Raw genomic sequence first — 21,218 nt, 5'->3', positions numbered from 1 at the left:
AAGTGTGTTTCCCCTCTCCTCCAGGAAGAGGGGAAACACCGGACTCACTACAGGATCCGCCGGGCCTCGCGCGCCATGCGTTTTTTACGGGCGTCGCAGGGTTCGGGGCAGTCGCACACTTTTTCCATCCCGAGCGCGGAGATACCACCACAGCTGCCCTGAATGCTTTTACGCTTTATGATCCAGCCCAGAGACATGCCGAGTACAACAAGCAAAAAAACCGCGAAAGTTGCCAGAAACGTCAGCATCATCACCCCCCGAAGTCATCCAGCAGGATGTTCTCATCTTCCACACCCAGATCTTTTAGCATCTTAATGACTGCAGCGTTCATCACTGGCGGCCCACACATGTAAAATTCGCAATCCTCTGGCGCAGGATGCTGCTTGAGGTAGTTTTCATAAAGCACGTTGTGGATGAACCCCGTGTGGCCGGTCCAGTTATCTTCCGGTTGCGGATCGGAGAGGGCCACATGGAAGGTGAAGTTTGGGTTTTCACGCGCCAGTTGCTCAAACTCATCATCATAGAACATCTCTCGCAGCGAGCGTGCCCCGTACCAGAAGCTGATTTTGCGCTTGCTTCCGAGGCGCTTGAGCTGGTCAAAAATGTGCGAACGCATCGGTGCCATGCCCGCGCCACCACCGATAAAGACCATTTCAGCCTCGGTCTCTTTAGCAAAGAACTCGCCAAACGGACCGGAGATGGTCACCTTATCTCCCGGTTTCAGGGACCAGATATACGACGACATCACGCCCGGGGGTGCATCAGGCACATTCGGCGGCGGCGTGGCGATACGCACGTTGAGCATAATGATGCCCTTCTCGTCCGGGTAGTTGGCCATTGAGTAGGCGCGAAGCGTCGGTTCTTTAACGTCAGACACAAAACGGAAAAGATTGAATTTGTCCCAGTCGGCACGGTACTCATCCGGAACGTCGAAGTCCGTATACGCCACGGTGTGCTCCGGGCACTCAATCTGGATGTATCCCCCAGCCCGGAACGGAACATCTTCCCCTTCCGGCACGCGCAGCTTCAGCTCTTTAATGAAAGTCGCTTTGTTATCGTTAGAGATAACTTCGCACTCCCATTTTTTGACCCCGAAGATCTCTTCCGGCAGCTCAATTTTCATGTCCTGGCGCACCGCGACCTGGCAGGCCAGACGGCAGCCCTCTTTCGCCTCACGCTTCGTGATATGCGCCAGCTCAGTGGGCAGAATATCCCCGCCCCCCTCTTTCACCGTGACGCGGCACTGACCGCAGGAGCCACCGCCACCGCAGGCTGAGGAGACAAAGATTCCGTTACCGGAGAGCGTATTGAGCAGTTTATCCCCCGCCGGCGTGCGGATCTGGTTTTGCGGCTCACCGTTGATATCAATCACCACGTCGCCGGAATTCACCAGCTTCGCGCGTGCCGCCAGAATCAGCCCTGACAACACCAGTACAATCAGCGTGAACATCACCACGCCAAGAATAATTTCCATCTGTTAGCCCTTATAGCTGCACACCGGAGAAGGACATAAAGCCCAGCGCCATCAGGCCGGTGGTGATAAAGGTGATCCCTAAGCCACGTAACCCCGCAGGCACATTGGCATATTTCATTTTTTCGCGGATCCCCGCCATGGTGACGATAGCCAGCATCCAGCCGATGCCGGAGCCGAAACCATACACAACGGATTCACTGAAGTTGTAATCACGCTGAACCATAAACGAGACGCCACCAAAGATGGCGCAGTTCACCGCGATCAACGGCAGAAAAATCCCCAGCGCGTTGTATAGCGACGGGAAATACCTGTCGAGGATCATCTCCAGGATTTGTACCAGCGCCGCAATCACACCGATAAAGGTGATGAAGTTCAGGAAGCTGAGATCGACACCGTCTACCAGCGCACCGTCGCGCAGCACAAAGTTGTACACCAGGTTGTTAATCGGTACAGATAAGCCGAGCACCACCGTGACCGCAACACCCAAACCAAATGCCGTCGATACCTTTTTGGAAACGGCAAGAAACGTACACATGCCCAGGAAAAACGCGAGTGCCATGTTTTCAACAAACACCGCGCGCACAAATAAACTCAGATAATGAGCCATCGTCGGTTACTCCTTTTCCTGCTGTTCTGGCTTCAGGGTACGAATCAGCCAGATCAGCAAACCGATAATGAAAAATGCGCTTGGGGCCAGCAGGAAGAGTCCGTTTGGCAGATACCAGCCGCCGTTTTGTACCGTGTCCAGCACCGTGACGCCAAACAGCTTACCGCTGCCAATCAGCTCGCGCAGGAACCCAACGGTCAGCAGGATAACGCCGTAACCGAGACCGTTACCGATCCCGTCCATAAAGCTCGCCAGCGGAGGCATTTTCATTGCATAAGCTTCGGCACGCCCCATCACGATGCAGTTGGTGATAATCAGGCCGACAAACACCGAGAGCTGTTTTGACGTTTCATACGCGAAAGCACGCAGTAGCTGATCGACCACGATCACCAGCGACGCGATGATCGCCATCTGCACAATGATCCTCACGCTATTCGGGATGTGGTGGCGGATCATGGAGATAAACATGCTGGAAAATGCCGTCACCAGCGTGACCGCGACGGTCATAACCAGCGCGGTTTCCAGTTTTGTCGTAACCGCCAGCGCCGAACAGACGCCCAGCACCTGTAAGGTAATAGGGTTATTCGCCAGCAGCGGGCCAATGAGCACCTTTTTGACTTCTTTCAGTTCACCCGTATCAGCCATTGTTCAGCGCTCCTTCACGTACGTTTTTCAGGAAAGGACCAAAGCCCAGCTCGCCCATCCAGAAATCAAAACTGTGCTGCACCCCTTTTGACGTGAGCGTTGCCCCGGAAAGTCCGTCTACGGCGTATTCGTCACCCGGACGCGCAGCCCCTTTCATCACCTTCAGGGCAGGCAGGCCGTTATCGTCGAGCACTTTCTTGCCGACAAACTGCGCGCGCCAGTTAGGGTTTTCAACCTCACCGCCGAGCCCCGGCGTTTCGCCCTGGTCATAATAGGTAATCCCTTTCACCGTGCGGCCATCCGTATCGAGTGCCACAAAGGCGTACATCATCGACCACAGCCCGTTACCGTATATCGGCAGCACGACCTCCTGCACCCGCTTCTGCTCATCGCGCACAAGGTAAATTTCGGCGAGGTTACTGCGACGCTTGATGCCAGCGGGATCTTGCGATGCCTCCAGCGTCAGGCTCATCTCAGGGTCTTTCAGTGCCAGCGCCTGGTTAAATTTCGTCGGGTCTTTATCCAGCAACTGGCCGGTTTTTAAATCCACCAGACGCGCAGAAATTCGCTCCGCGAAGAGTTCAGCCACGTCGTCTGTACTCATCCCTTCCTGCATTAACCCGGCCACAGCCAGGATGTTGCGTTGTTTATCCAGCGCACGCTGCTCCTGTTGCCGTGGTTTTAATCCCACGGCAGAGCCAGCCACGACAATGGAACAGACCAGGCAAAGGACCAGCACCACCAGCAGCGTTTTGCCGATGCTGTCGTTATTCTTGCTTTCAGCCACGCGCTTTCCTCCGCTTAATGTTGGCGCGCACGACCAGATAGTCGAAGAGCGGCGCAAACAGATTGGCAAACAGAATGGCCAACATCATCCCTTCCGGATAAGCCGGGTTGACCACACGAATCAGGACACACATCGCACCAATGAGCACGCCATAGCTCCATTTACCTTTGTCGGTAAAGGACGCAGAGACAGGATCGGTGGCCATGAACATCATGCCGAAAGCGAACCCACCCAGCACCAGATGCCAGTACCAGGGCATGGAGAACATCGGGTTGGTGGCGGAACCGATGAAATTAAACATCGTGGCTGTTAATACCATGCCAATCATTACCCCTGCGACAATGCGCCACGACGCAACACGTCCGAAGAGAATGATGGCCCCACCGAGTAAAATCATCAGCGTGGAAACTTCCCCAACAGAGCCGGGAATGTTGCCAATAAAGGCATCCAGCCAGGTCACGGGTTGACCCGTGGCGTTGTTAACCAGCGTTTCGCCCCCGTGCGCGGCCCACTGCGAAAGCGGCGTCGCACCCGAGAACCCATCCGCGGCCGTCCACACCAGGTCGCCCGAGATTTGCGCCGGATACGCAAAGAACAGGAAAGCTCGCCCGGCCAGTGCCGGGTTGAGGAAGTTGCGCCCGGTGCCACCGAAGATCTCCTTGGCAATCACCACGCCAAAACTGATCCCCAGTGCCGCCTGCCAAAGCGGCAGCGTTGGTGGAACAATCAGGGCAAACAGAATCGACGTCACGAAGAAGCCTTCGTTGATCTCATGTTTGCGAATGATGGCGAACAGCACTTCCCAGAAGCCCCCCACGATAAACACCGTGATGTAGATTGGCAGGAAGAATACGGCTCCCAGCGTCATCATGCTTATCCAGCCGGCATCGGCTGCAAAGCTGACCCCCAATGTCTGAGCCAGTCGGTAGTGCCAGTCCGACTGGATAACCTGAGCCAGCTGTGGGGCATCATATAAATGATGCAGCGCCGGAATGGTCTGCAGGCCAACGTTGTACATACCCCAGAACATGGCCGGGAAGACCGCAAACCAGACCAGAATCATCATTCGTTTGAGGTCGATAGCATCGCGGACGTGTGCCGCCCCTTTTGTGACCAGCCCCGGCGTGTAGAAAATGGTCGCCGTTGCTTCATACAGCGGGTAGTACTTCCTGAGCTTCCCGTGCGTAAAGTGCGGCTCTATTTTTTCAAAGAGGTGTTTTAAGCCCATCAGTTATCCTTCCTGCTCAATGCGGGTTAACACCTCGCGCAATACCGGTCCATATTCGTATTTTCCCGGACAGACATAGGTACAGAGCGCCAGATCTTCTTCGTCAAGCTCGAGGCACCCCAGCGCCTGGGCACTGTCGGTGTCGCCGGCCAGTAGATCGCGCAGTAGCAGAGTTGGCAGAATATCCAGCGGCATAACGCGCTCGTAGTTGCCAATCGGAACCATGGCGCGCTCTCCGCCGTGGGTGCTGGTCGAGAAATTAAAGAGTTTGCGACGCAGGAAGTGCCCAAGGGTAGTGCGGGTCACGGAATACTTCTCAGCGCCCGGCAGAACCCAGCCGAACAGCTCTTTCTCGCGACCTTCCAGAACCACACTGACCTGCAAGTGGAAGCGCCCAAGATACGCCTGCGCGCCATCCGCATGACGGCCACTGAGCACCGAGCCGGAAATCAGGCGGTTTTCACCCTCTTTCGTTTCACCGGCAAGCAGTTCATTAATGTCCGCACCCAGCAGCGTTTTCACCAGGCGTGGATTTGCTGCCTGTGGCCCGCCGAGGGCGATCACCCGTTCAGCGCACAGTTCACCGGTGGTAAAGAGCTTACCAATGGCAATCACGTCCTGATAATTCAGATGCCAGACCTGTTTCGTCAGGCTCACCGGCTCCAGGAAGTGGATATGCGTTCCGACTAACCCCGCCGGGTGCGGGCCTGCAAACGCATTAAACGTAACTTGCCCCTGCGGATGGCCCCCGAGTTTGCCGCCGCCCGCCTGACAGACGTGGACCTTCCCCGAGGTCAGACGGGTTAACACGGTTAGCCCGGCATCAAACGCGTTACGCTGCGCCAGAATAATGGGCTCCGGGTCCGCGCTGAGCGGGTTGGTATCAATGGCAGTGACGAAAATAGCGGCCGGAAGCGTATCCGGAACAGGCGATTTGCTGAAAGGTCGCGTGCGAAACGCCGTCCACAAGCCGGACGCCAGCAGTTGTGCCTGAACGGCTTCCCGGCTCAGGGCGGGGAGGTCTGCTGCGTCGAAACGGGAAAACTCACGTTGTTCGTCGCCTTCAATACGGATAACCACCGACTGCAGGACGCGACGTTCACCGCGATTGATTGCCACCACGGTACCGCTCGCGGGGGCCGTAAACATAACGCCAGGATTTTTTTTGTCCTCGAAGAGCGCCTGTCCTTTAATGACGCGATCGCCTTCCTGCACCAGCATTGAGGGACGCATTCCCAGGTAGTCGTCGCCCAAAATGGCGACATGGCGGACACTTGCGCCAGGCGAAACGTGCGGCTCGGGCACGCCTGCAATCGGCAGATCAAGTCCTTTTCTGATTTTAAACATGTGGTTAGCAAGCTTCCATGAACTTCAATCCAGAGGGGGCGAAGTGTACCATTTTCGCTGTTTTTCGGGCACCAAAACCTCGGTTGCAGGCGCTAAAGTGCGAGGTATTACGCAAAGTTCCTGGAGCCAACGCGATTTTGATGGTTTATAAAGTAAAACTAATTTGTAAACTCACCGTCCGGCTCTTGCGAAAATCTATGGCGGTGCTAATGTGAGCGCACCTAACAGAATAATCTGATTTCGGGTCTCTTTTGCCGTCCTGGCAATTTGGTCTTAGTTTTATCAAGGAACTAGTAGTATGCGTAAAATCGCATTGTTCATTGCGATGCTCCTGATTCCGTGCGTATCGTTTGCCGGGCTGCTCAGCAGCAATAGCTCAACCACGCCGGTCAGCAAAGAATATAAACAGCAGTTAATGGGATCACCGGTTTATATTCAAATCTTCAAGGAAGAACGCACACTCGATCTGTTTGTAAAAATGGGCGAGACATATCAGCTGCTTGATAGTTACAAGATTTGTAACTACTCCGGTGGTCTGGGGCCAAAACAGCGTCAGGGCGATTTCAAAAGTCCGGAAGGGTTTTACAACGTTCAGCGTAGCCAGCTAAAACCTGACAGCCGCTTCTATAAAGCCATTAACATTGGCTTCCCGAACGCCTATGACCGTGCCCACGGTTATGAAGGCAAATACCTGATGATCCACGGTGCATGCGTGTCTATCGGCTGTTATGCGATGACCGATACCGGCATTGATGAGATTTTCCAGTTTGTCACCGGCGCACTGGTCTTTGGTCAGCCGAACGTTCAGGTCAGCATCTACCCGTTCCGCATGACCGATGCCAACATGGCGCGTCACAAGTACTCCTACTACGCGGATTTCTGGAAACAGCTGAAACCGGGTTACGACTACTTTGAGCAGACGCACAAGCCGCCGGTTGTCTCGGTTGTCGATGGCCGCTATGTGGTCAGCAAGCCGCTGAGCCACGAAGTCGTCCAGCCACAGCTGGCATCAAACTACTCGGTCCCCGAGACAAAATAAGACCCACTCGCCTGGCATAATCTTTTGCCAGGTTTCGTTGCCCGTCAGTGGCTGGGTCGCGATCACTGTGACCACATCATTCGGTGTGGTCTCTCGTTGAAAATCAATTTCCACATCCTGATCGAGCAGCTTGGCGACGCCAAACGGCGCGCGGCGCGTAATCCAGAACAGATTGGTCGAACAGAACGCCATCACATAACGCCCGTCAGACAGCAGCATGTTGAACACGCCCTTCTCACGCAGTTCTGATGCCAGCGACGCAATGTATTTGAAGACGGCGGTCATGTTGCCGGGCGTGCGCGGATAACGCTGCGTCAGCTTGTGCAGCAGCCAGCAAAACGCTTTTTCGCTGTCGGTCTCACCGACCGGACGGAAATTGTCCGTCTCCAGCGACTTATAGCCGGAGAGCTGGCCATTGTGCGCGTAGGTCCAGTGACGGCCCCACAGCTCGCGGGTGAACGGGTGGGTATTTTCCAGCGCCACTTCCCCACGGTTTGCCTGACGGATGTGGGCAATCACCGAGCGGGACTTAATGGGATAGTCCTGCACCAGTCTGGCAATCGGGGAATTAAAGCTGGGCTGGGGATCTTTGAATGTGCGACATCCTTTGCCTTCGTAGAAGGTAATGCCCCAGCCGTCTTTATGCGGCCCGGTGCCCCCGCCGCGCTGAACGAGCCCGGTGAAGCTAAAGCAGATATCGGTTGGCACATTGGCGCTCATCCCGAGCAATTCGCACATACATCACCTCCACAACAGCGGGGGCAATCATGCCCCCAGCGAAGTCTTACTTAACCATCTCTTTTTCGATCAGCTGGATCAGGATGTGGATCACTTTGATGTGAATTTCCTGAATGCGGTCAGCATAACCGAAGTGTGGAACACGGATTTCGATATCCGCCGTACCGTCCATCTTACCGCCATCTTTACCGGTCAGGGTGATGACTTTCATCCCTTTTTCACGCGCTGCGGCAATCGCTTTGATCACGTTAGCCGAGTTTCCGGACGTCGAAATACCCAGCAGCACGTCACCTTCACGGCCCACGGCTTCAACGTAGCGAGAGAAGATATAGTCATAACCAAAATCGTTACTGACGCAGGAAATGTGGCTCACATCGGAAATCGCAATCGCCGGGTAGCCCGGACGGTTTTCACGATAACGCCCGGTCAGCTCTTCTGCAAAGTGCATCGCATCACAGTGGGAACCACCGTTACCACAGGAGAGCACTTTACCGCCGGCTTTGAAACTGTCGGCCAGCAGGACCGCTGCGCGCTGAATAGCGTGAATATTGGCATCATCTTTCAGAAAGTTAGCCAGCGTTTCCGCCGCTTCGTTCAGTTCGTTACGAATAAGATCCTGGTACATGAGGATAATCCTTCAGTATTGATGAAATAACACAGTGGAGTGTACCGGATAGCGGGAAAAGCGAGAAGCTAAAGCCATGCGAATCGTCTGGCGTTTTGCGTTTTCGTGCCGGCTTAAACCTGAACAATGTGAACCAGGTTGTAATTATTTTGTAAACACATTGCTAAAGGAAATAACATCAACTACAACCATATCATCACAAGTGGTCAGACCTCCTACAAGCAAGGGAGCTTTTCTTTATGATGATTTTGAGCATTCTCGCAACCGTTGTTCTGCTCGGTGTGCTGTTCTATCACCGGGTGAGTTTATTCCTGAGCAGTCTGATTCTGCTGGCCTGGACGGCTGCGCTTGGCGTCGCTGGCCTGTGGAATATCTGGCTTTTAGTCCCGCTGGCTATCATTCTTCTGCCGTTTAACTTTACGCCGATGCGTAAATCGATGATCTCCGCGCCGGTGTTCAAAGGCTTCCGCAAAGTGATGCCGCCCATGTCGCGTACGGAGAAAGAAGCGATTGATGCCGGTACCACCTGGTGGGAAGGCGACCTGTTCCAGGGCAACCCGGACTGGAAAAAGCTGCACAACTATCCGCAACCGCGTCTGACCGCTGAAGAACAGGCCTTTATTGATGGTCCGGTGGAAGAAGCGTGCCGCATGGCAAATGACTTCGCGATTACCCATGAAATGGCGGACCTGCCGCCAGAACTGTGGGCGTATCTGAAAGAACACCGCTTCTTCGCGATGATCATTAAGAAAGAGTACGGCGGTCTGGAGTTCTCCGCTTACGCTCAGGCACGCGTCCTGCAAAAACTGGCAGGCGTTTCCGGGATCCTGGCGATCACCGTTGGCGTGCCGAACTCGTTAGGCCCGGGTGAACTGCTGCAACACTACGGTACCGAAGAGCAGAAAGATCACTACCTGCCGCGTCTGGCACGTGGCCAGGAAATTCCGTGCTTCGCGCTGACCAGCCCGGAAGCGGGCTCCGATGCGGGTGCGATCCCGGATACCGGCGTCGTCTGCATGGGTGAATGGCAGGGTCAACAGGTGCTGGGTATGCGCCTGACCTGGAACAAACGTTATATTACGCTCGCCCCTATCGCGACCGTGCTGGGCCTGGCCTTTAAGCTCTCCGATCCGGAAAAACTGCTGGGCGGTGAAGAAGATCTGGGCATTACCTGTGCGCTGATCCCAACCTCCACCCCAGGCGTTGAAATTGGTCGTCGCCACTTCCCGCTGAACGTACCGTTCCAGAACGGCCCAACCCGCGGCAAGGATATCTTTGTACCGATTGACTACATCATCGGTGGTCCGAAAATGGCCGGTCAGGGCTGGCGCATGCTGGTGGAATGTCTGTCGGTTGGCCGCGGTATTACCCTGCCGTCGAACTCGACCGGTGGTTTGAAATCTGTCGCGATGGGGATTGGTGCATACGCCCATATCCGCCGTCAGTTCAAAATCTCTATCGGCAAGATGGAAGGGATCGAAGAGCCGCTGGCACGTATCGCAGGCAACGCCTACGTGATGGATGCTGCCGCCTCCCTGATTACCTACGGCATTATGCTGGGCGAAAAACCGGCCGTGCTGTCAGCTATCGTGAAGTATCACTGTACCCACCGCGCACAGCAGTCAATCATTGATGCAATGGATATCGCGGGCGGTAAAGGTATTATGCTCGGCGAGGGGAACTTCCTGGCGCGCGGCTACCAGGGCGCACCGATTGCCATCACCGTTGAAGGGGCAAACATCCTGACCCGCAGCATGATGATCTTCGGCCAGGGTGCAATCCGTTGCCATCCTTATGTTCTGGAAGAGATGGCCGCCGCGCAGAATAACGACGTGGATGCCTTCGACAAGCTGCTGTTCAAACATATCGGTCACGTGGGCAGTAATAAGGTGCGCAGCTTCTGGCTGGGTCTGACGCGCGGTCTTACCAGCGCCACGCCAACCGGTGATGCGACCAAACGTTATTACCAGCATCTTAACCGCCTGAGCGCCAACCTCGCTCTGCTGTCAGATGTTTCTATGGCGGTGCTGGGCGGTAGCCTGAAGCGTCGTGAGCGTATCTCTGCCCGTCTGGGTGATGTGCTGAGCCAAATCTTCCTGGCCTCTGCGGTCCTCAAACGCTACGACGATGAAGGCCGTCAGGAAGCCGATCTGCCGCTGGTTCACTGGGGTGTTCAGGATGCGATGTATCAGGCGGAACAGGCCATTGACGATCTGCTGGCGAACTTCCCGAACCGCTTTGTTGCAGGCGCCCTTCGCGTGGTGATCTTCCCGACCGGTCGTCATCATCTGGCGCCGTCTGACAAACTGGATCACAAAGTGGCGAAGATCCTGCAGGTACCGAGCGCAACCCGTTCCCGTATCGGCCGCGGTCAGTATCTGGCTCCCACGCCGCATAACCCGGTTGGTCTGCTGGAAGAAGCGCTGCTGGACGTGATGGCTGCCGATCCCATCCACCAGAAGATCTGCAAACAGCTGGGCAAAAACCTGCCGTTCACCCGCCTGGATGAACTGGCGAAACAGGCCCTGACGGGCGGGATCATCAACAATGATGAAGCCGCTCTGCTGGTGAAAGCCGAAGAGAGCCGTCTGCGCAGCATTAACGTGGATGATTTCGACCCGGATGAGCTGGCGACACAGCCGGTAAAGCTGCCGGAGAAGGTCCGCAAACCTGAAGCTGCATAACGCGTTTCGCTTCTACAAACCCCGCCACGCGCGGGGTTTTTTATTGCCACATTTTCTCTTTATGTCGTGCTACAGTGTCAAAAAGTGGTCGTTTGAGGAGTCTGAATTGTGCCTGGTCTGAAGATTTCGATTTTGCAGCAACCTTTAGTGTGGATGGACGGCCCTGCCAACCTGCGCCACTTTGATCGTCAACTGGAAGGCATTACCGGGCGTGATGTGATTGTCCTGCCGGAGATGTTCACTACCGGCTTCGCCATGGAAGCGGCGCAACAGTCAATGCCACAGCAAGAGGTGGTCGCCTGGATGCACGCCAAAGCACAGCAAACCAATGCGCTGATTGCCGGCAGCGCTGCGCTGCAAACCGAACGCGGGCCGGTCAACCGCTTCCTGCTGGTCGAGCCGGAAGGGAAAGTGCATTTCTATGATAAACGCCATCTGTTCCGCATGGCAGATGAACATCATCACTATGAAGCGGGTGATGCGCGCGTGGTGTTCGAATGGCGCGGCTGGCGTATTCTGCCGCTGGTTTGCTACGACCTGCGCTTCCCGGTGTGGTCACGCAACCGCAACGATTACGACCTGGCGCTGTATGTCGCCAACTGGCCTGCCCCGCGCTCCCTGCACTGGCAGTCGCTGCTGGTCGCACGCGCCATTGAAAACCAGGCGTATGTGGTCGGCTGTAACCGCGTGGGGACCGATGGCAACGGGCATCATTATCGGGGGGATAGCCGGGTGGTGAACCCGCAGGGTGAAATTATTGCCACCGCCGAGCCGCATCAGGCAACGCGCATTGATGCTGAGTTGTCACTGACGGCCCTGAAGGAATATCGCGAGAAGTTTCCGGCCTGGCAGGATGCGGATCCCTTTAGCATTGGATAACGGTTTCCCCTCCCTCTCACAGGTAGAGGGAGGGGACATCATTAACTCACCAGCGCCTGCCCGTCTTTGCGGCTCTCTGTCGCCGCCACATAATGCCCTTCCGGCATACGATAAATCACCTGCGCGCCGCCGAAGTTGTAATCCTGGAGCGGATCTTCCACCACGATCTGGTGCCCGCGCTCACGCAGTGCGGCGATAGTATTGCGATCGAACGTCGATTCGACGATCACTTCCCTGCCCTGCACCACGCGCCAGCGAGGCGCATCAATTGCCGCCTGTGGGTTTTGCCCGTGCAGCATGATGCGCAGCGCCATCTGCATATGCCCCTGCGCCTGCATTGGCCCGCCCATGACGCCAAAGGACATCAGCGGTTTACCGTTGCCGTCCATCGCAAAGCCCGGAATGATGGTGTGGAACGGACGCTTACTGCCCGCCAGCGCATTCGGATGGTTTGGATCCAGCACAAAGCCACAGCCGCGGTTTTGCAGACTGATCCCGGTCTCCGGCACCACAATCCCGGATCCAAAGCCCATATAGTTGGACTGAATAAAGGAGATCATCATACCGCTGGAATCTGCAGCGCTCAGGTAGACCGTGCCGCTCTGCGTCGGCGAACCGTAGACGAAATCGGAGGCGTTATCGGGGTCGATAAGCGCCGCGCGCGACGCCAGATAACGATCGCTCAGCAACGCCTGGGCCGCGAATTCCATGTGTTCTTCATCAGCGACGTAGCGATCGAGATCCGCCAGCGCCAGTTTCATCGCTTCAATAGACAGATGAAGCGACTGCACGGAATCCGGATGATGTTTTTCAATTCCACACTGCTCCAGAATACCGAGCGCAATCAGCGTGGCGATGCCCTGCCCGTTTGGCGGCAGCTCCTGCACTGAACCACCGGCAAAATCACGCGACAGCAGTTCTACCCAGTCCACACGATGATTGGCCAAATCCTCTGCCGTCAGGTGCGCACCATGCTCTTTCGCGAAAGCGGCAATTTTCTGCGCCAGCTCGCCGCGGTAAAATGCTTCACCGTTGGTTCTGGCAATCAGCTCCAGCGAATGAGCCTGCGCCGGGTTACGGAAGATCTCGCCAACCCGGGGAGCACGCCCTTCCGGTGCAAAGCAGGCGCTAAAGCCTGGTTGATCTTTGAGCTTGTTATAACCCCGCTGCCAGAGATGGCCAATCAACGGGGAGACCGGAAAACCGTTACGCGCATACTCAATGGCCGGTTGCGCCAGCGTAGTGAGCGGCAGCGTGCCAAAACGTTCTGCCAGCGCCACCCAGCCCGATACCGCACCCGGCACGGTGACGGCATCCCAGCCAATTTCTGGCACCGCGGTTTTACCGGCAAACAGATCCGCGTGCCAGCTGGCAGGCGAGCGGCCTGAGGCGTTCAGGCCGTGGAGTTTTTCACCATCCCAGACGATGGCAAAGGCATCGCTGCCAATACCGTTGCCGGTGGGTTCAACCACCGTCAACGCCATGGCGGTTGCAACCGCCGCATCAACCGCGTTCCCGCCGAGCTGCAGCATTTTCATTCCCGCCTGGGCCGCCAGCGGCTGAGATGTCGCCACGGCGTTGTGGCCCATCATCGGCGGGCGTCGTGAATCGTAACCGGAAGTGAAATCAAGCGCTTTGGTCATCATGACTCCTTAGTCATGGCGCGGATCGAGCGCATCGCGCAGCCCGTCGCCGAGTAAATTAAAGCCCTGCACGGCAAGAAAAATCGCCACACCGGGGAATACAGACATCCATGGAGCCTGCTCAAGGAAACCTTTCGCGGTATTAAGCATTGAGCCCCAAGACGGGTTCGGCGGCTGCTGGCCTAACCCCAGAAACGACAGGCTGGCTTCAGCAATGATTGCCGAGGCAATGGCCAGCGTGGCCTGCACCAGAATCGGAGACATCACATTGGGCAGCACATACTTAATGATGATCCAGCGATCCGGCAGGCCAATCGCCCTCGCGCCGTCGATGTACTCTTCGTTGCTAATGGCGATCACCTGGCCGCGCGTCAGGCGGGCGAAGATCGGCATTGCGGAGAGGCCAATGGCGATCATGGCGTTGGTCAGGCTTGGGCCCAGAAACGCCCCGAGCGCGATCGCCATGATCAGGAACGGACAGGCCAGCAGCGCTTCAATAAAACGCGAGATCACGCCGTCCCACATCTTCTGGAAGTAACCCGCCACCAGCCCCAGCGGAACGCCAATGACCACGGCGATCACCACCGACATACAGCCAGCCATCAACGACGTTCTCGCCCCCCAGATAATGCGGGACAAAATATCGCGGCCCAGTTCATCGGTCCCAAACCAGTACATCGCCGAAGGCGCTTTACGCACCGCCAGGAAATTGGCTTTCACCGGATCAAAAGGCGCGATCCACGGCGCCAGCAGTGCCACCAGCACAAAAAAGCCCACCACTACGGCACCCATCACCGCGCTTTTATTGGCGAGAAATTTCTTCAGCACCCGGTTCTGCGCACGGGGCTGAACCGCGGCAATGGTTTGAGTTGTCAGTTCCGCCATGCTTAACCTCGCATTTTCGGGTTGATAAGAACGTAAAGCACGTCGGCCAGCAGGTTCAGCAGCAGGAAACCGATCGCCACGATAAGCACCACCCCCTGCACCACCGCATAGTCACGGTTAAAGACCGAATCGACGATCATCTTGCCGAACCCTGGAATGGTGAAGACCTGTTCGGTCAGTACCGCGCCCCCCAACAGTTCGCCGAACAGCAGCGTGGTCAGGGTGATCACCGGAACCAGCGCATTGCGAAACGCATGCTTTAAAATCACCGCCTTTGGCAACAGCCCTTTAGCCCGTGCGGTGCGGATGTAATCGGCCTTCATTACCGCGATCATGGAGGCGCGGGTATGGCGCATCAGCGTGGCCGCCAGCCCCGTTCCCAGTACCGACGCAGGCAACAACAGCGTACGCAGGTTCTGGATCGGATCTTCACTAAACGGCACGAACCCCGACGCTGGCAGCCATTGCAGATTAACCGAGAAGACCAGAATCAACAGGATCCCGAGCCAGAAATGCGGTATCGAGATCCCCGAGATCGCCACAAAGTTGGCACCGTGATCGACCCAGCTGTTTTTATTGACCGCCGCGAGGATCCCCATGCTGATGCCAAACACCAGCGCGATGATCATCGCCAGCAGCGATAGCTCCAGCGTCACCGCCAGTTTGCTGGCAATGAGCTGGGTGACCGGCTCGTGAGTGCGTAAGGAGACACCAAGATCGCCCTGCAGCGCGCGCGTCAGCCAGTTGAAGTACTGCACCGGGATGGGCGCATCGAGATTGAGCTCAGCACGCAGCTGGGCGATCACCGCCGGATCGCGCTCCTCCCCGGCCATGGCGATCAGCGGATCGCCGGGCAGCAGTTTTTGCAGGCCAAACACCATCATGCTCACCAGCAGTAAGGTCGGGATGGCCAGCAGCAGACGTTTGCAAATCAGTTCCAGCATGGGTTCTCCTCAGGCCAGTTATTTCGCCAGCGTCAGGCCAGCCAGACGCACAATGCCGTCCGGATACGGTTTAAAGCCCTGCACGCTCTTGTTCAGACCAAAAATACGCGGTTCAAAATAGAGGTAGGCAATAGGCATATCCGTCTGCAGCTGTTTCACCACCTTGTCGTACAGCGGCTGACGGACGGCTTTGTCGTTGCTCAGGCGCGCCTGCGTCAGCCATTCATCCACCTGCGCGTTACTGTAACGACCGTCGTTAAGGGTGCCTTTGCTGTTAATGAAGCCGTAGATGCTGCCATCCGGATCCGGACGACCCGACCAGCCAGAGAAGCTCAGCTGATAATCACCGCTTTGCTGGCGGTCGAGCAGCGTGGCGAACTCGGTCATTTGCAGGTTCAGGTTAAAGCCAGCCTCTGCGACCATCGCCTGCAGTACCTGACCGACCTGCTGTGAAGTTGGGTTGTTGGGCACCAGCAGATTGACGTTCAGCGGCGTAGTGACGCCTGCCGCTTTCAACAGCGCTTTGGCTTTGTCGACATCGCGTGGTGGCACCGGCAGGTTAACGTGATACGGACTTACGGTAGAAAACGCCTGGTTTGCCGGGGTGTACAGCCCCTCGAAGACCACCTGATTTAACGCATCGCGATCGATTGCCTGAGAAAATGCCTCACGCACGCGGGCATCCTTAAACGGATCGTTCGCCGGGACCTTGCCGTTATTGATATTGAAGGTAATGCCCTGATAACCCAGACCGGTCACCTTCGCCAGCGCCAGTTTGCTGTCGGCTTCTACGGTTTTAACGTCGCTTGCGGCAATGCCTTCCGTCAGATCAAGATCCCCTGCACGCAGGTTAGCCAGACGCACGGAGGCATCCGGGATCGGCAGATAAATAATTTTATCGAAGTGGTAAGCGCCTTTGTTCCAGTAGTTGTCAAAACGCGTCAGAACGATACGGTCCTGCGAGACGCGGCTGTCGAACTTATAGGGGCCAGAGCAGACCGGATGGGCGGCAAAGTCAGGCTTTTTCGCGGCGTCGGGTGCCATCATCGCCCCGGCGCGATCGGTAAGCTGCATCAGCAGTGCGGCATCAGGTGTTTTCAGATGCAGGGCAATCTGCATCGGGCCTGTCACCTCAACGGACTCAACGGACGAGATTTCACTTTTACGCAGCGAACCTTTTAACGTTAGCGCGCGGTCGAGGTTGTATTTTGCCGCGGCGGCGTCAAATTTTTCACCGTCATGGAAGGTCACACCTTCACGCAGATCCATGGTCAGCGTTTTGCCGTCGTCACTCCAGGCCCACGATTTCGCCAGCCCGGGAACCACTTTCAGATGCTCATCCACGTCCACCAGCCGGTCGCACAGAGACGCAAAGACGAAACGGCCATAATAGGTGCGCGCCAGATGCGGATCGAGCATGTCCGGATCCGCCCCCAGACCAATTCGCAGTACGCTTTCAGAATGGGCGGGCAGCGCCGCGCCAAGCAACATAACACTTCCCAGTACGGTCAAAAGAGAATTACGCATTGTCATTATCATGAGTTCCTTGAAGGAAGGGAGGAGTGAGTGGCCGCGTGTTCAAACAGCGCGCGGCGGCGCAGAAAGGCTGCAGATGGCGGTGCTATCTGGATAACACTGCGATCGCGGTTAATCTCCTGCCAGCGATGGCAGGCAATCTGGCGTCCCCCGTCCAGCACCTGATTGATCGGCTCGACCTGGCGACATTCATCCGTGGCATACGGACAACGGGTATGGAAACGGCAGCCTGACGGTGGGCTGGCCGGGTTCGGTAAATCCCCCTGCAGCAGAGGTGCCACGCGCGGCGCGCCTGGCTGCATCTGGGGGGCGGAGGCGATTAACGCCTGCGTATAGGGGTGTAGCGGGGCATCAAAGATTTCGTCGACGGTCGCAAGCTCAACAATTTGCCCGAGATACATCACCGCCACGCGGTCACTCATATGGCGGATAACCGCCAGGCCATGGGCAACAATCACCATTGTCAGCCCCAGCTGATGCTTCAGACTTTCCAGCAGGTTGACCACCTGCGCCTGAACCGAGACATCCAGCGCGGAGACCGGCTCGTCCCCCAGCAACAGCTTTGGCCCGGAGGCCAGTGCACGCGCAATACCGATTCGCTGACGCTGCCCTCCGGAAAATTCGTGCGGATAACGTTGCGCCCAGGCCGCTGGCAGCCCTACGGTTTTAAGCAGCTCCGCCACCCGATATTGCCTGTCGGCTTTCTTCATCGACTGGTGTAGCCACAGCGGCTCACCGACGATCTGCTCGACCGTCATGCGCGGGTTTAACGATGCGAAAGGATCCTGAAAGATGATCTGCAGCTCCCGCCGCAGCTGGTTCAGACGCGCTCCCGAGGCATGAGTGATCTCTTCACCCTGATAAAATACGCGTCCTTCGCTGGCCGCCAGCAGCCGCAGAAGAAGACGGCCCAGCGTCGATTTTCCGGATCCGGACTCACCCACAATCGCCAGCGTTTCACCAGGCATGACGGAGAGGGAGACGCGATCGACCGCGGTGACAAAACGTGCTGGAGTAAACAGTTTTTTAGGGCCGGGAAAAAGTTTGCTCAGGTCCCGGGCTTCAAGAATGGGCGTCGTCATGCAATTTCTCCCAGCGCAATATGTTGTTCCAGCGGCACGCGGAAGCAGGCCACCTGATGGTCGGTCTCCATCGCCGTCAGCGACGGCTTTTCGTCATGACACCGCGCTTGCGCGAAGGGGCAGCGGGTAGCGAACCGGCACCCCTTGGGCATGGATTCCGGCAGCGGAACGGCACCGGGAATAGTGGAAAGCACGCCTTTACGCGCGCCGAGGGACGGAATAGAGCCCATCAGCCCAATGGTGTACGGGTGTTGCGGGTCGGCAAAAATGGCCTCCACGCTCCCCTGCTCTACCACCTGTCCGGCATACATTACCGCCACCTGCTGCGCGACTTCCGCCACCACGCCCAGATCGTGGGTGATCATTAACACCGCCGTACCGGTCTCTTCTTTGAGGGTATTAAGCAGCGCGAGGATCTGCGCCTGAATGGTCACATCCAGCGCGGTTGTCGGCTCGTCGGCAATCAGCAAACGTGGATGGTTAATCAGCGCCATCGCAATCATCACGCGCTGACGCATCCCCCCGGAAAGCTGGTGCGGATACGCTTTCAGGCGCATTTCTGCTGCCGGGATCTGCACCTTCTCCAGAATCTGCAGCGCAACCTTCATCGCCTCTGCACGAGAAAGTTTCTGATGGCGCATCACCGCTTCACTGAGCTGGTCTCCCAGCGTGAAGGCAGGGTTGAGCGAGGTCATTGGCTCCTGGAAAATCATTGCCAGTTCGCTGCCGCGAAGATCGGCATATTCCCGCGGTGAAAGCTTTCGTAAGTCGTGACGACGGAACTGCATCTCGCCGCTGACGATCTGTGCGCTGGCGGGCAGTAAGCCCATCAGCGCTAATGAGGTGATACTTTTCCCGCAGCCGGATTCCCCCACCAGCGCCAGCGTTTCTCCCGCGTTGACCGTCAGTGAAATACCATCAAGCACGCTCACCGGAGAGCCGGCGAACGTTACGTTAAGATTTTGCAGCCGCAGTACAGGCGTGGGGTCCTTAAACGGGATCGTCGTCATAGCGTGAAGTCGTCCTCAAGGTGAATAGCCTGAATCAGGGCTGACTGCAGGCTAAGCAGGTGTTCGCGCATGGCGGCCGCTGCTTCATTAGGCTGGCGATGGATAATCGCAGACATGATTTTTTGATGGTGGTCGTTGTAGTGATCAACCCGCTCGGGTGTACGGGCTAATTCGCGCAAATGCTGCCAGCCCGGTTCACGTCTGACGGCATCAATGGCATCAAACAGGCCAAGCATCAGGCGATTACCGGCAGCCTCGGCAATGGCGCGGTGAAATGCGCTATCCCAGAGTTCGTTGAGATCGCGGTCGTCCGGGCTGACCTTATCAATGCGTTCCAGCATGCGCTGCATAAGCGCGAGGTTTTCCCTGGTGGCACGCAGTGCCGCAAGCCGGGCTAAGCCGGGTTCGAGCTGAAGACGAGCTTCCATGACTTCCAGAAGGTTGGTTTGCTGAACCAATCCCTGAAGGGCCAGAGGTTCAACAGGTGCAGACGGGCCTATAAAGGTCCCTTTGCCCTGTTTACGCCAGATCCGCCCCTCCTCTTCCAGCACATCCAGCGCACGACGTACTTCACGTCGTCCTACGCCGAGAGTCTCCGACAGCTCACGTTCAGTGGGCAGCGGAGTGCCTGGTGTTGACTCATGCTGGTTGATCAGTCCGCGCAGCTGCTCAAGCGCGGTGCTGGAATTGGCCAGAAACCGTGACGGTTTTTCCATATTGGTTCGCTCGCTATCATCATTACTTTATTTTTATTAACGATAAGTTATTGATATGACGTGCTACTTACCGTGCTAATGATTAAGCAATAAACGAACCAATAAAGCATTGGTTCATGAACTTTCTGAAGGGATGGAGATAAGCGAATGATTTTCTGTGAATTATTTTTTACAAAATTACACATCTGCTCCGCTGCCAAAAAGACAATCGGTGGCAAAATGCACAAATACGGTGCAAATTGTGCACCATCATTGATCAAATGTTAATTAATTGCACCACAGATATTAATTTTTTGTTAATAAAGACAGGGGGGGCAGATAAAGAAGATTTGCAGACGCAGAAACGACGAAGGCCTGAATCATTTCTGATTCAGGCCTTCTGAATAGTGGCGGAACGGACGGGACTCGAACCCGCGACCCCCTGCGTGACAGGCAGGTATTCTAACCGACTGAACTACCGCTCCACTGTTCCCGCTGGGGGAACGAGGCGCATATTACGGTTTGCCTCTGGACTCGTCAACGCTTTTTCTCACGTTTTGAATCGTTTGCTGCAAAATTCACCCAAACGATGATTTTACAGGCATTCCGGCCCTTTTTCAGGCCCGCCACATGCAGCTTCCGCCTTTCTTCTGCACTAAATCAAGACGGGATTCATGGTTAAGTAACTCTTCATCACTGGCTAAAACCACCCGCAAACGACTGGCCTGGCGAACAACACGTTGAATCCCCGCTTCCCCCTGCGTCTGCTGCGATTCATTTTCCATGCTGAATTTCATGGACGTCTGACCACCGGTCATCGCCAGGTAGACATCCGCCAGGATCTGGGCATCGAGCAATGCGCCGTGCAGCGTTCGCTTGGTGTTATCTATTTCATAGCGAGAACAGAGCGCATCCAGGCTGTTACGCTTGCCAGGAAACATTTTCCTCGCCAGCGCCAGGCTATCGGTCACCTTACAGAACGTGTTCGTTTTCGGAATATCACGATGGAGCTTACTGAACTCATAGTCCATAAAGCCGATATCGAACGACGCGTTGTGAATGATAAGCTCGGCGCCTTTGATATATTCCAGAAATTCGTCTGCCACCTCCGCGAAGGTCGGTTTATCCAGCAAGAACTCATCGGCGATACCGTGCACGCCGAACGCTTCTGGGTCCACCAGCCGGTCGGGTTTGAGGTAGACATGGAAGTTGTTCCCCGTAAGACGACGGTTCACCACTTCAACGGCACCGATCTCGATGATCTTGTGCCCTTCGTAGTGCGCGCCGATCTGGTTCATACCGGTGGTTTCGGTATCGAGGACAATCTGGCGAGTAATTGCAGTGCTCATAGCGGTCATTTATGTCAGACT

The 21,218-nt window shown here is 56.2% G+C and carries 20 protein-coding genes and 1 tRNA gene; 3 read left to right on the top strand and 18 right to left on the bottom strand.

The genetic code is table 11. From position 1 onward, the window contains the following. Window positions 1-47: 47 nt before the first annotated feature. The 7 genes from nqrM to AM379_RS12290 are packed head-to-tail and all read right to left on the bottom strand — an operon-like array spanning window position 48 to window position 6,088. Complete coding sequence (nqrM, locus tag AM379_RS12320; RefSeq protein WP_020882787.1) at window positions 48-251, bottom strand: (Na+)-NQR maturation NqrM; 204 nt, start codon at window positions 249-251, stop codon at window positions 48-50. Beyond that, window positions 251-1,474 carry an NADH:ubiquinone reductase (Na(+)-transporting) subunit F gene (nqrF, locus tag AM379_RS12315; RefSeq protein WP_025205098.1) on the bottom strand — a complete coding sequence of 408 codons (1,224 nt, stop codon included), beginning with the start codon at window positions 1,472-1,474 and terminating at the stop codon, window positions 251-253. Before nqrF ends, nqrM begins: the two co-directional genes overlap by 1 nt. 10 nt (window positions 1,475-1,484) lie before the next feature. Beyond that, window positions 1,485-2,081: an NADH:ubiquinone reductase (Na(+)-transporting) subunit E gene (nqrE, locus tag AM379_RS12310; protein WP_014168762.1), complete on the bottom strand. Its 597-nt coding sequence runs from the start codon at window positions 2,079-2,081 to the stop codon at window positions 1,485-1,487. A gap of 6 nt (window positions 2,082-2,087) precedes the next feature. Continuing rightward, a complete protein-coding gene (locus AM379_RS12305; protein WP_025205100.1) occupies window positions 2,088-2,726 on the bottom strand; it encodes an NADH:ubiquinone reductase (Na(+)-transporting) subunit D in 639 nt (212 codons plus the stop codon). Next, window positions 2,719-3,513, bottom strand: a complete 795-nt coding sequence (locus tag AM379_RS12300) for a Na(+)-translocating NADH-quinone reductase subunit C (protein WP_020882789.1) — start codon at window positions 3,511-3,513, stop codon at window positions 2,719-2,721. Before AM379_RS12300 ends, AM379_RS12305 begins: the two co-directional genes overlap by 8 nt. Further along, entirely contained in the window at window positions 3,506-4,741 is a 1,236-nt protein-coding gene (locus tag AM379_RS12295) for an NADH:ubiquinone reductase (Na(+)-transporting) subunit B (RefSeq protein WP_020882790.1), read from the bottom strand. The genes AM379_RS12300 and AM379_RS12295 overlap by 8 nt, the downstream gene beginning before the upstream one ends. A 3-nt stretch (window positions 4,742-4,744) precedes the next feature. Further along, a complete protein-coding gene (locus tag AM379_RS12290) occupies window positions 4,745-6,088 on the bottom strand; it encodes a Na(+)-translocating NADH-quinone reductase subunit A (protein WP_106503745.1) in 1,344 nt (447 codons plus the stop codon). A 298-nt stretch (window positions 6,089-6,386) separates the two neighbouring features. Between AM379_RS12290 and dpaA the strand changes: the two genes are divergently transcribed. Beyond that, on the top strand, window positions 6,387-7,127 hold the full coding sequence (dpaA, locus tag AM379_RS12285) for a peptidoglycan meso-diaminopimelic acid protein amidase (RefSeq protein ID WP_014168757.1): 741 nt from the start codon (window positions 6,387-6,389) through the stop codon (window positions 7,125-7,127). Here dpaA and AM379_RS12280 read toward each other — a convergent pair. Both AM379_RS12280 and lpcA read right to left on the bottom strand, forming a co-directional pair. Continuing rightward, window positions 7,098-7,865 (bottom strand): class II glutamine amidotransferase, encoded by a 768-nt coding sequence (locus tag AM379_RS12280; RefSeq protein WP_106503744.1) that lies wholly within the window; start codon window positions 7,863-7,865, stop codon window positions 7,098-7,100. The genes dpaA and AM379_RS12280 overlap by 30 nt on opposite strands. 46 nt (window positions 7,866-7,911) lie before the next feature. Further along, the gene (gene lpcA, locus AM379_RS12275) at window positions 7,912-8,490 is read right to left on the bottom strand and encodes a D-sedoheptulose 7-phosphate isomerase (protein WP_014168755.1); all 579 of its coding nucleotides are present in this window, start codon (window positions 8,488-8,490) and stop codon (window positions 7,912-7,914) included. Window positions 8,491-8,729: 239 nt separating this feature from the next. Between lpcA and fadE the strand changes: the two genes are divergently transcribed. After that, window positions 8,730-11,174, top strand: a complete 2,445-nt coding sequence (gene fadE, locus AM379_RS12270; RefSeq protein ID WP_014168754.1) for an acyl-CoA dehydrogenase FadE — start codon at window positions 8,730-8,732, stop codon at window positions 11,172-11,174. A 108-nt stretch (window positions 11,175-11,282) separates the two neighbouring features. Next, window positions 11,283-12,053: an amidohydrolase gene (locus tag AM379_RS12265; protein WP_014168753.1), complete on the top strand. Its 771-nt coding sequence runs from the start codon at window positions 11,283-11,285 to the stop codon at window positions 12,051-12,053. A 41-nt stretch (window positions 12,054-12,094) separates the two neighbouring features. Here AM379_RS12265 and AM379_RS12260 read toward each other — a convergent pair whose 3' ends face one another. The 9 genes from AM379_RS12260 to dnaQ form a co-directional block, all read right to left on the bottom strand. Then, window positions 12,095-13,696: a gamma-glutamyltransferase family protein gene (locus AM379_RS12260; RefSeq protein ID WP_020882793.1), complete on the bottom strand. Its 1,602-nt coding sequence runs from the start codon at window positions 13,694-13,696 to the stop codon at window positions 12,095-12,097. Window positions 13,697-13,705: 9 nt separating this feature from the next. Next, window positions 13,706-14,581, bottom strand: coding sequence for an ABC transporter permease (locus tag AM379_RS12255; protein ID WP_106503743.1), 876 nt, complete (start codon window positions 14,579-14,581; stop codon window positions 13,706-13,708). Between the two features lie 2 nt (window positions 14,582-14,583). After that, on the bottom strand, window positions 14,584-15,525 hold the full coding sequence (locus AM379_RS12250) for an ABC transporter permease (RefSeq protein ID WP_106503742.1): 942 nt from the start codon (window positions 15,523-15,525) through the stop codon (window positions 14,584-14,586). Window positions 15,526-15,543: 18 nt separating this feature from the next. Next, window positions 15,544-17,058 (bottom strand): ABC transporter substrate-binding protein, encoded by a 1,515-nt coding sequence (locus tag AM379_RS12245; RefSeq protein WP_020882796.1) that lies wholly within the window; start codon window positions 17,056-17,058, stop codon window positions 15,544-15,546. A 2-nt stretch (window positions 17,059-17,060) separates the two neighbouring features. After that, window positions 17,061-18,143: an ABC transporter ATP-binding protein gene (locus AM379_RS12240; protein WP_014168748.1), complete on the bottom strand. Its 1,083-nt coding sequence runs from the start codon at window positions 18,141-18,143 to the stop codon at window positions 17,061-17,063. Next, window positions 18,140-19,153 (bottom strand): ABC transporter ATP-binding protein, encoded by a 1,014-nt coding sequence (locus tag AM379_RS12235; RefSeq protein ID WP_106503741.1) that lies wholly within the window; start codon window positions 19,151-19,153, stop codon window positions 18,140-18,142. Before AM379_RS12235 ends, AM379_RS12240 begins: the two co-directional genes overlap by 4 nt. Continuing rightward, window positions 19,150-19,869, bottom strand: coding sequence for a FadR/GntR family transcriptional regulator (locus AM379_RS12230; RefSeq protein ID WP_014168746.1), 720 nt, complete (start codon window positions 19,867-19,869; stop codon window positions 19,150-19,152). Before AM379_RS12230 ends, AM379_RS12235 begins: the two co-directional genes overlap by 4 nt. A gap of 387 nt (window positions 19,870-20,256) precedes the next feature. Next, window positions 20,257-20,333: transfer RNA gene (locus tag AM379_RS12225), tRNA-Asp, on the bottom strand. Window positions 20,334-20,465: 132 nt separating this feature from the next. After that, a complete protein-coding gene (dnaQ, locus tag AM379_RS12220; protein ID WP_032677465.1) occupies window positions 20,466-21,197 on the bottom strand; it encodes a DNA polymerase III subunit epsilon in 732 nt (243 codons plus the stop codon). Window positions 21,198-21,218: the final 21 nt, after the last annotated feature.

It is taken from the genome of Enterobacter cloacae complex sp. FDA-CDC-AR_0132 (assembly GCF_003010695.1).
In the GTDB taxonomy this organism is placed as follows: domain Bacteria; phylum Pseudomonadota; class Gammaproteobacteria; order Enterobacterales; family Enterobacteriaceae; genus Enterobacter; species Enterobacter ludwigii.
Note: the sequence above shows the minus strand (reverse complement) of the source record. Positions and strands in the feature narration are given on the sequence as shown.

Excerpts from the sequence above, each read along its gene's own strand:
- nqrM (WP_020882787.1), bottom strand. The coding sequence starts at position 251 with ATGATGCTGACGTTTCTGGCAACTTTCGCGGTTTTTTTGCTTGTTGTA.
- nqrF (WP_025205098.1), bottom strand. The coding sequence starts at position 1,474 with ATGGAAATTATTCTTGGCGTGGTGATGTTCACGCTGATTGTACTGGTG.
- nqrE (WP_014168762.1), bottom strand. The coding sequence starts at position 2,081 with ATGGCTCATTATCTGAGTTTATTTGTGCGCGCGGTGTTTGTTGAAAAC.
- AM379_RS12305 (WP_025205100.1), bottom strand. The coding sequence starts at position 2,726 with ATGGCTGATACGGGTGAACTGAAAGAAGTCAAAAAGGTGCTCATTGGC.
- AM379_RS12295 (WP_020882790.1), bottom strand. The coding sequence starts at position 4,741 with ATGGGCTTAAAACACCTCTTTGAAAAAATAGAGCCGCACTTTACGCAC.
- AM379_RS12290 (WP_106503745.1), bottom strand. The coding sequence starts at position 6,088 with ATGTTTAAAATCAGAAAAGGACTTGATCTGCCGATTGCAGGCGTGCCC.
- dpaA (WP_014168757.1), top strand. The coding sequence starts at position 6,387 with ATGCGTAAAATCGCATTGTTCATTGCGATGCTCCTGATTCCGTGCGTA.
- AM379_RS12280 (WP_106503744.1), bottom strand. The coding sequence starts at position 7,865 with ATGTGCGAATTGCTCGGGATGAGCGCCAATGTGCCAACCGATATCTGC.
- lpcA (WP_014168755.1), bottom strand. The coding sequence starts at position 8,490 with ATGTACCAGGATCTTATTCGTAACGAACTGAACGAAGCGGCGGAAACG.
- fadE (WP_014168754.1), top strand. The coding sequence starts at position 8,730 with ATGATGATTTTGAGCATTCTCGCAACCGTTGTTCTGCTCGGTGTGCTG.
- AM379_RS12260 (WP_020882793.1), bottom strand. The coding sequence starts at position 13,696 with ATGACCAAAGCGCTTGATTTCACTTCCGGTTACGATTCACGACGCCCG.
- AM379_RS12255 (WP_106503743.1), bottom strand. The coding sequence starts at position 14,581 with ATGGCGGAACTGACAACTCAAACCATTGCCGCGGTTCAGCCCCGTGCG.
- AM379_RS12250 (WP_106503742.1), bottom strand. The coding sequence starts at position 15,525 with ATGCTGGAACTGATTTGCAAACGTCTGCTGCTGGCCATCCCGACCTTA.
- AM379_RS12245 (WP_020882796.1), bottom strand. The coding sequence starts at position 17,058 with ATGACAATGCGTAATTCTCTTTTGACCGTACTGGGAAGTGTTATGTTG.
- AM379_RS12240 (WP_014168748.1), bottom strand. The coding sequence starts at position 18,143 with ATGACGACGCCCATTCTTGAAGCCCGGGACCTGAGCAAACTTTTTCCC.
- AM379_RS12235 (WP_106503741.1), bottom strand. The coding sequence starts at position 19,153 with ATGACGACGATCCCGTTTAAGGACCCCACGCCTGTACTGCGGCTGCAA.
- AM379_RS12230 (WP_014168746.1), bottom strand. The coding sequence starts at position 19,869 with ATGGAAAAACCGTCACGGTTTCTGGCCAATTCCAGCACCGCGCTTGAG.
- dnaQ (WP_032677465.1), bottom strand. The coding sequence starts at position 21,197 with ATGAGCACTGCAATTACTCGCCAGATTGTCCTCGATACCGAAACCACC.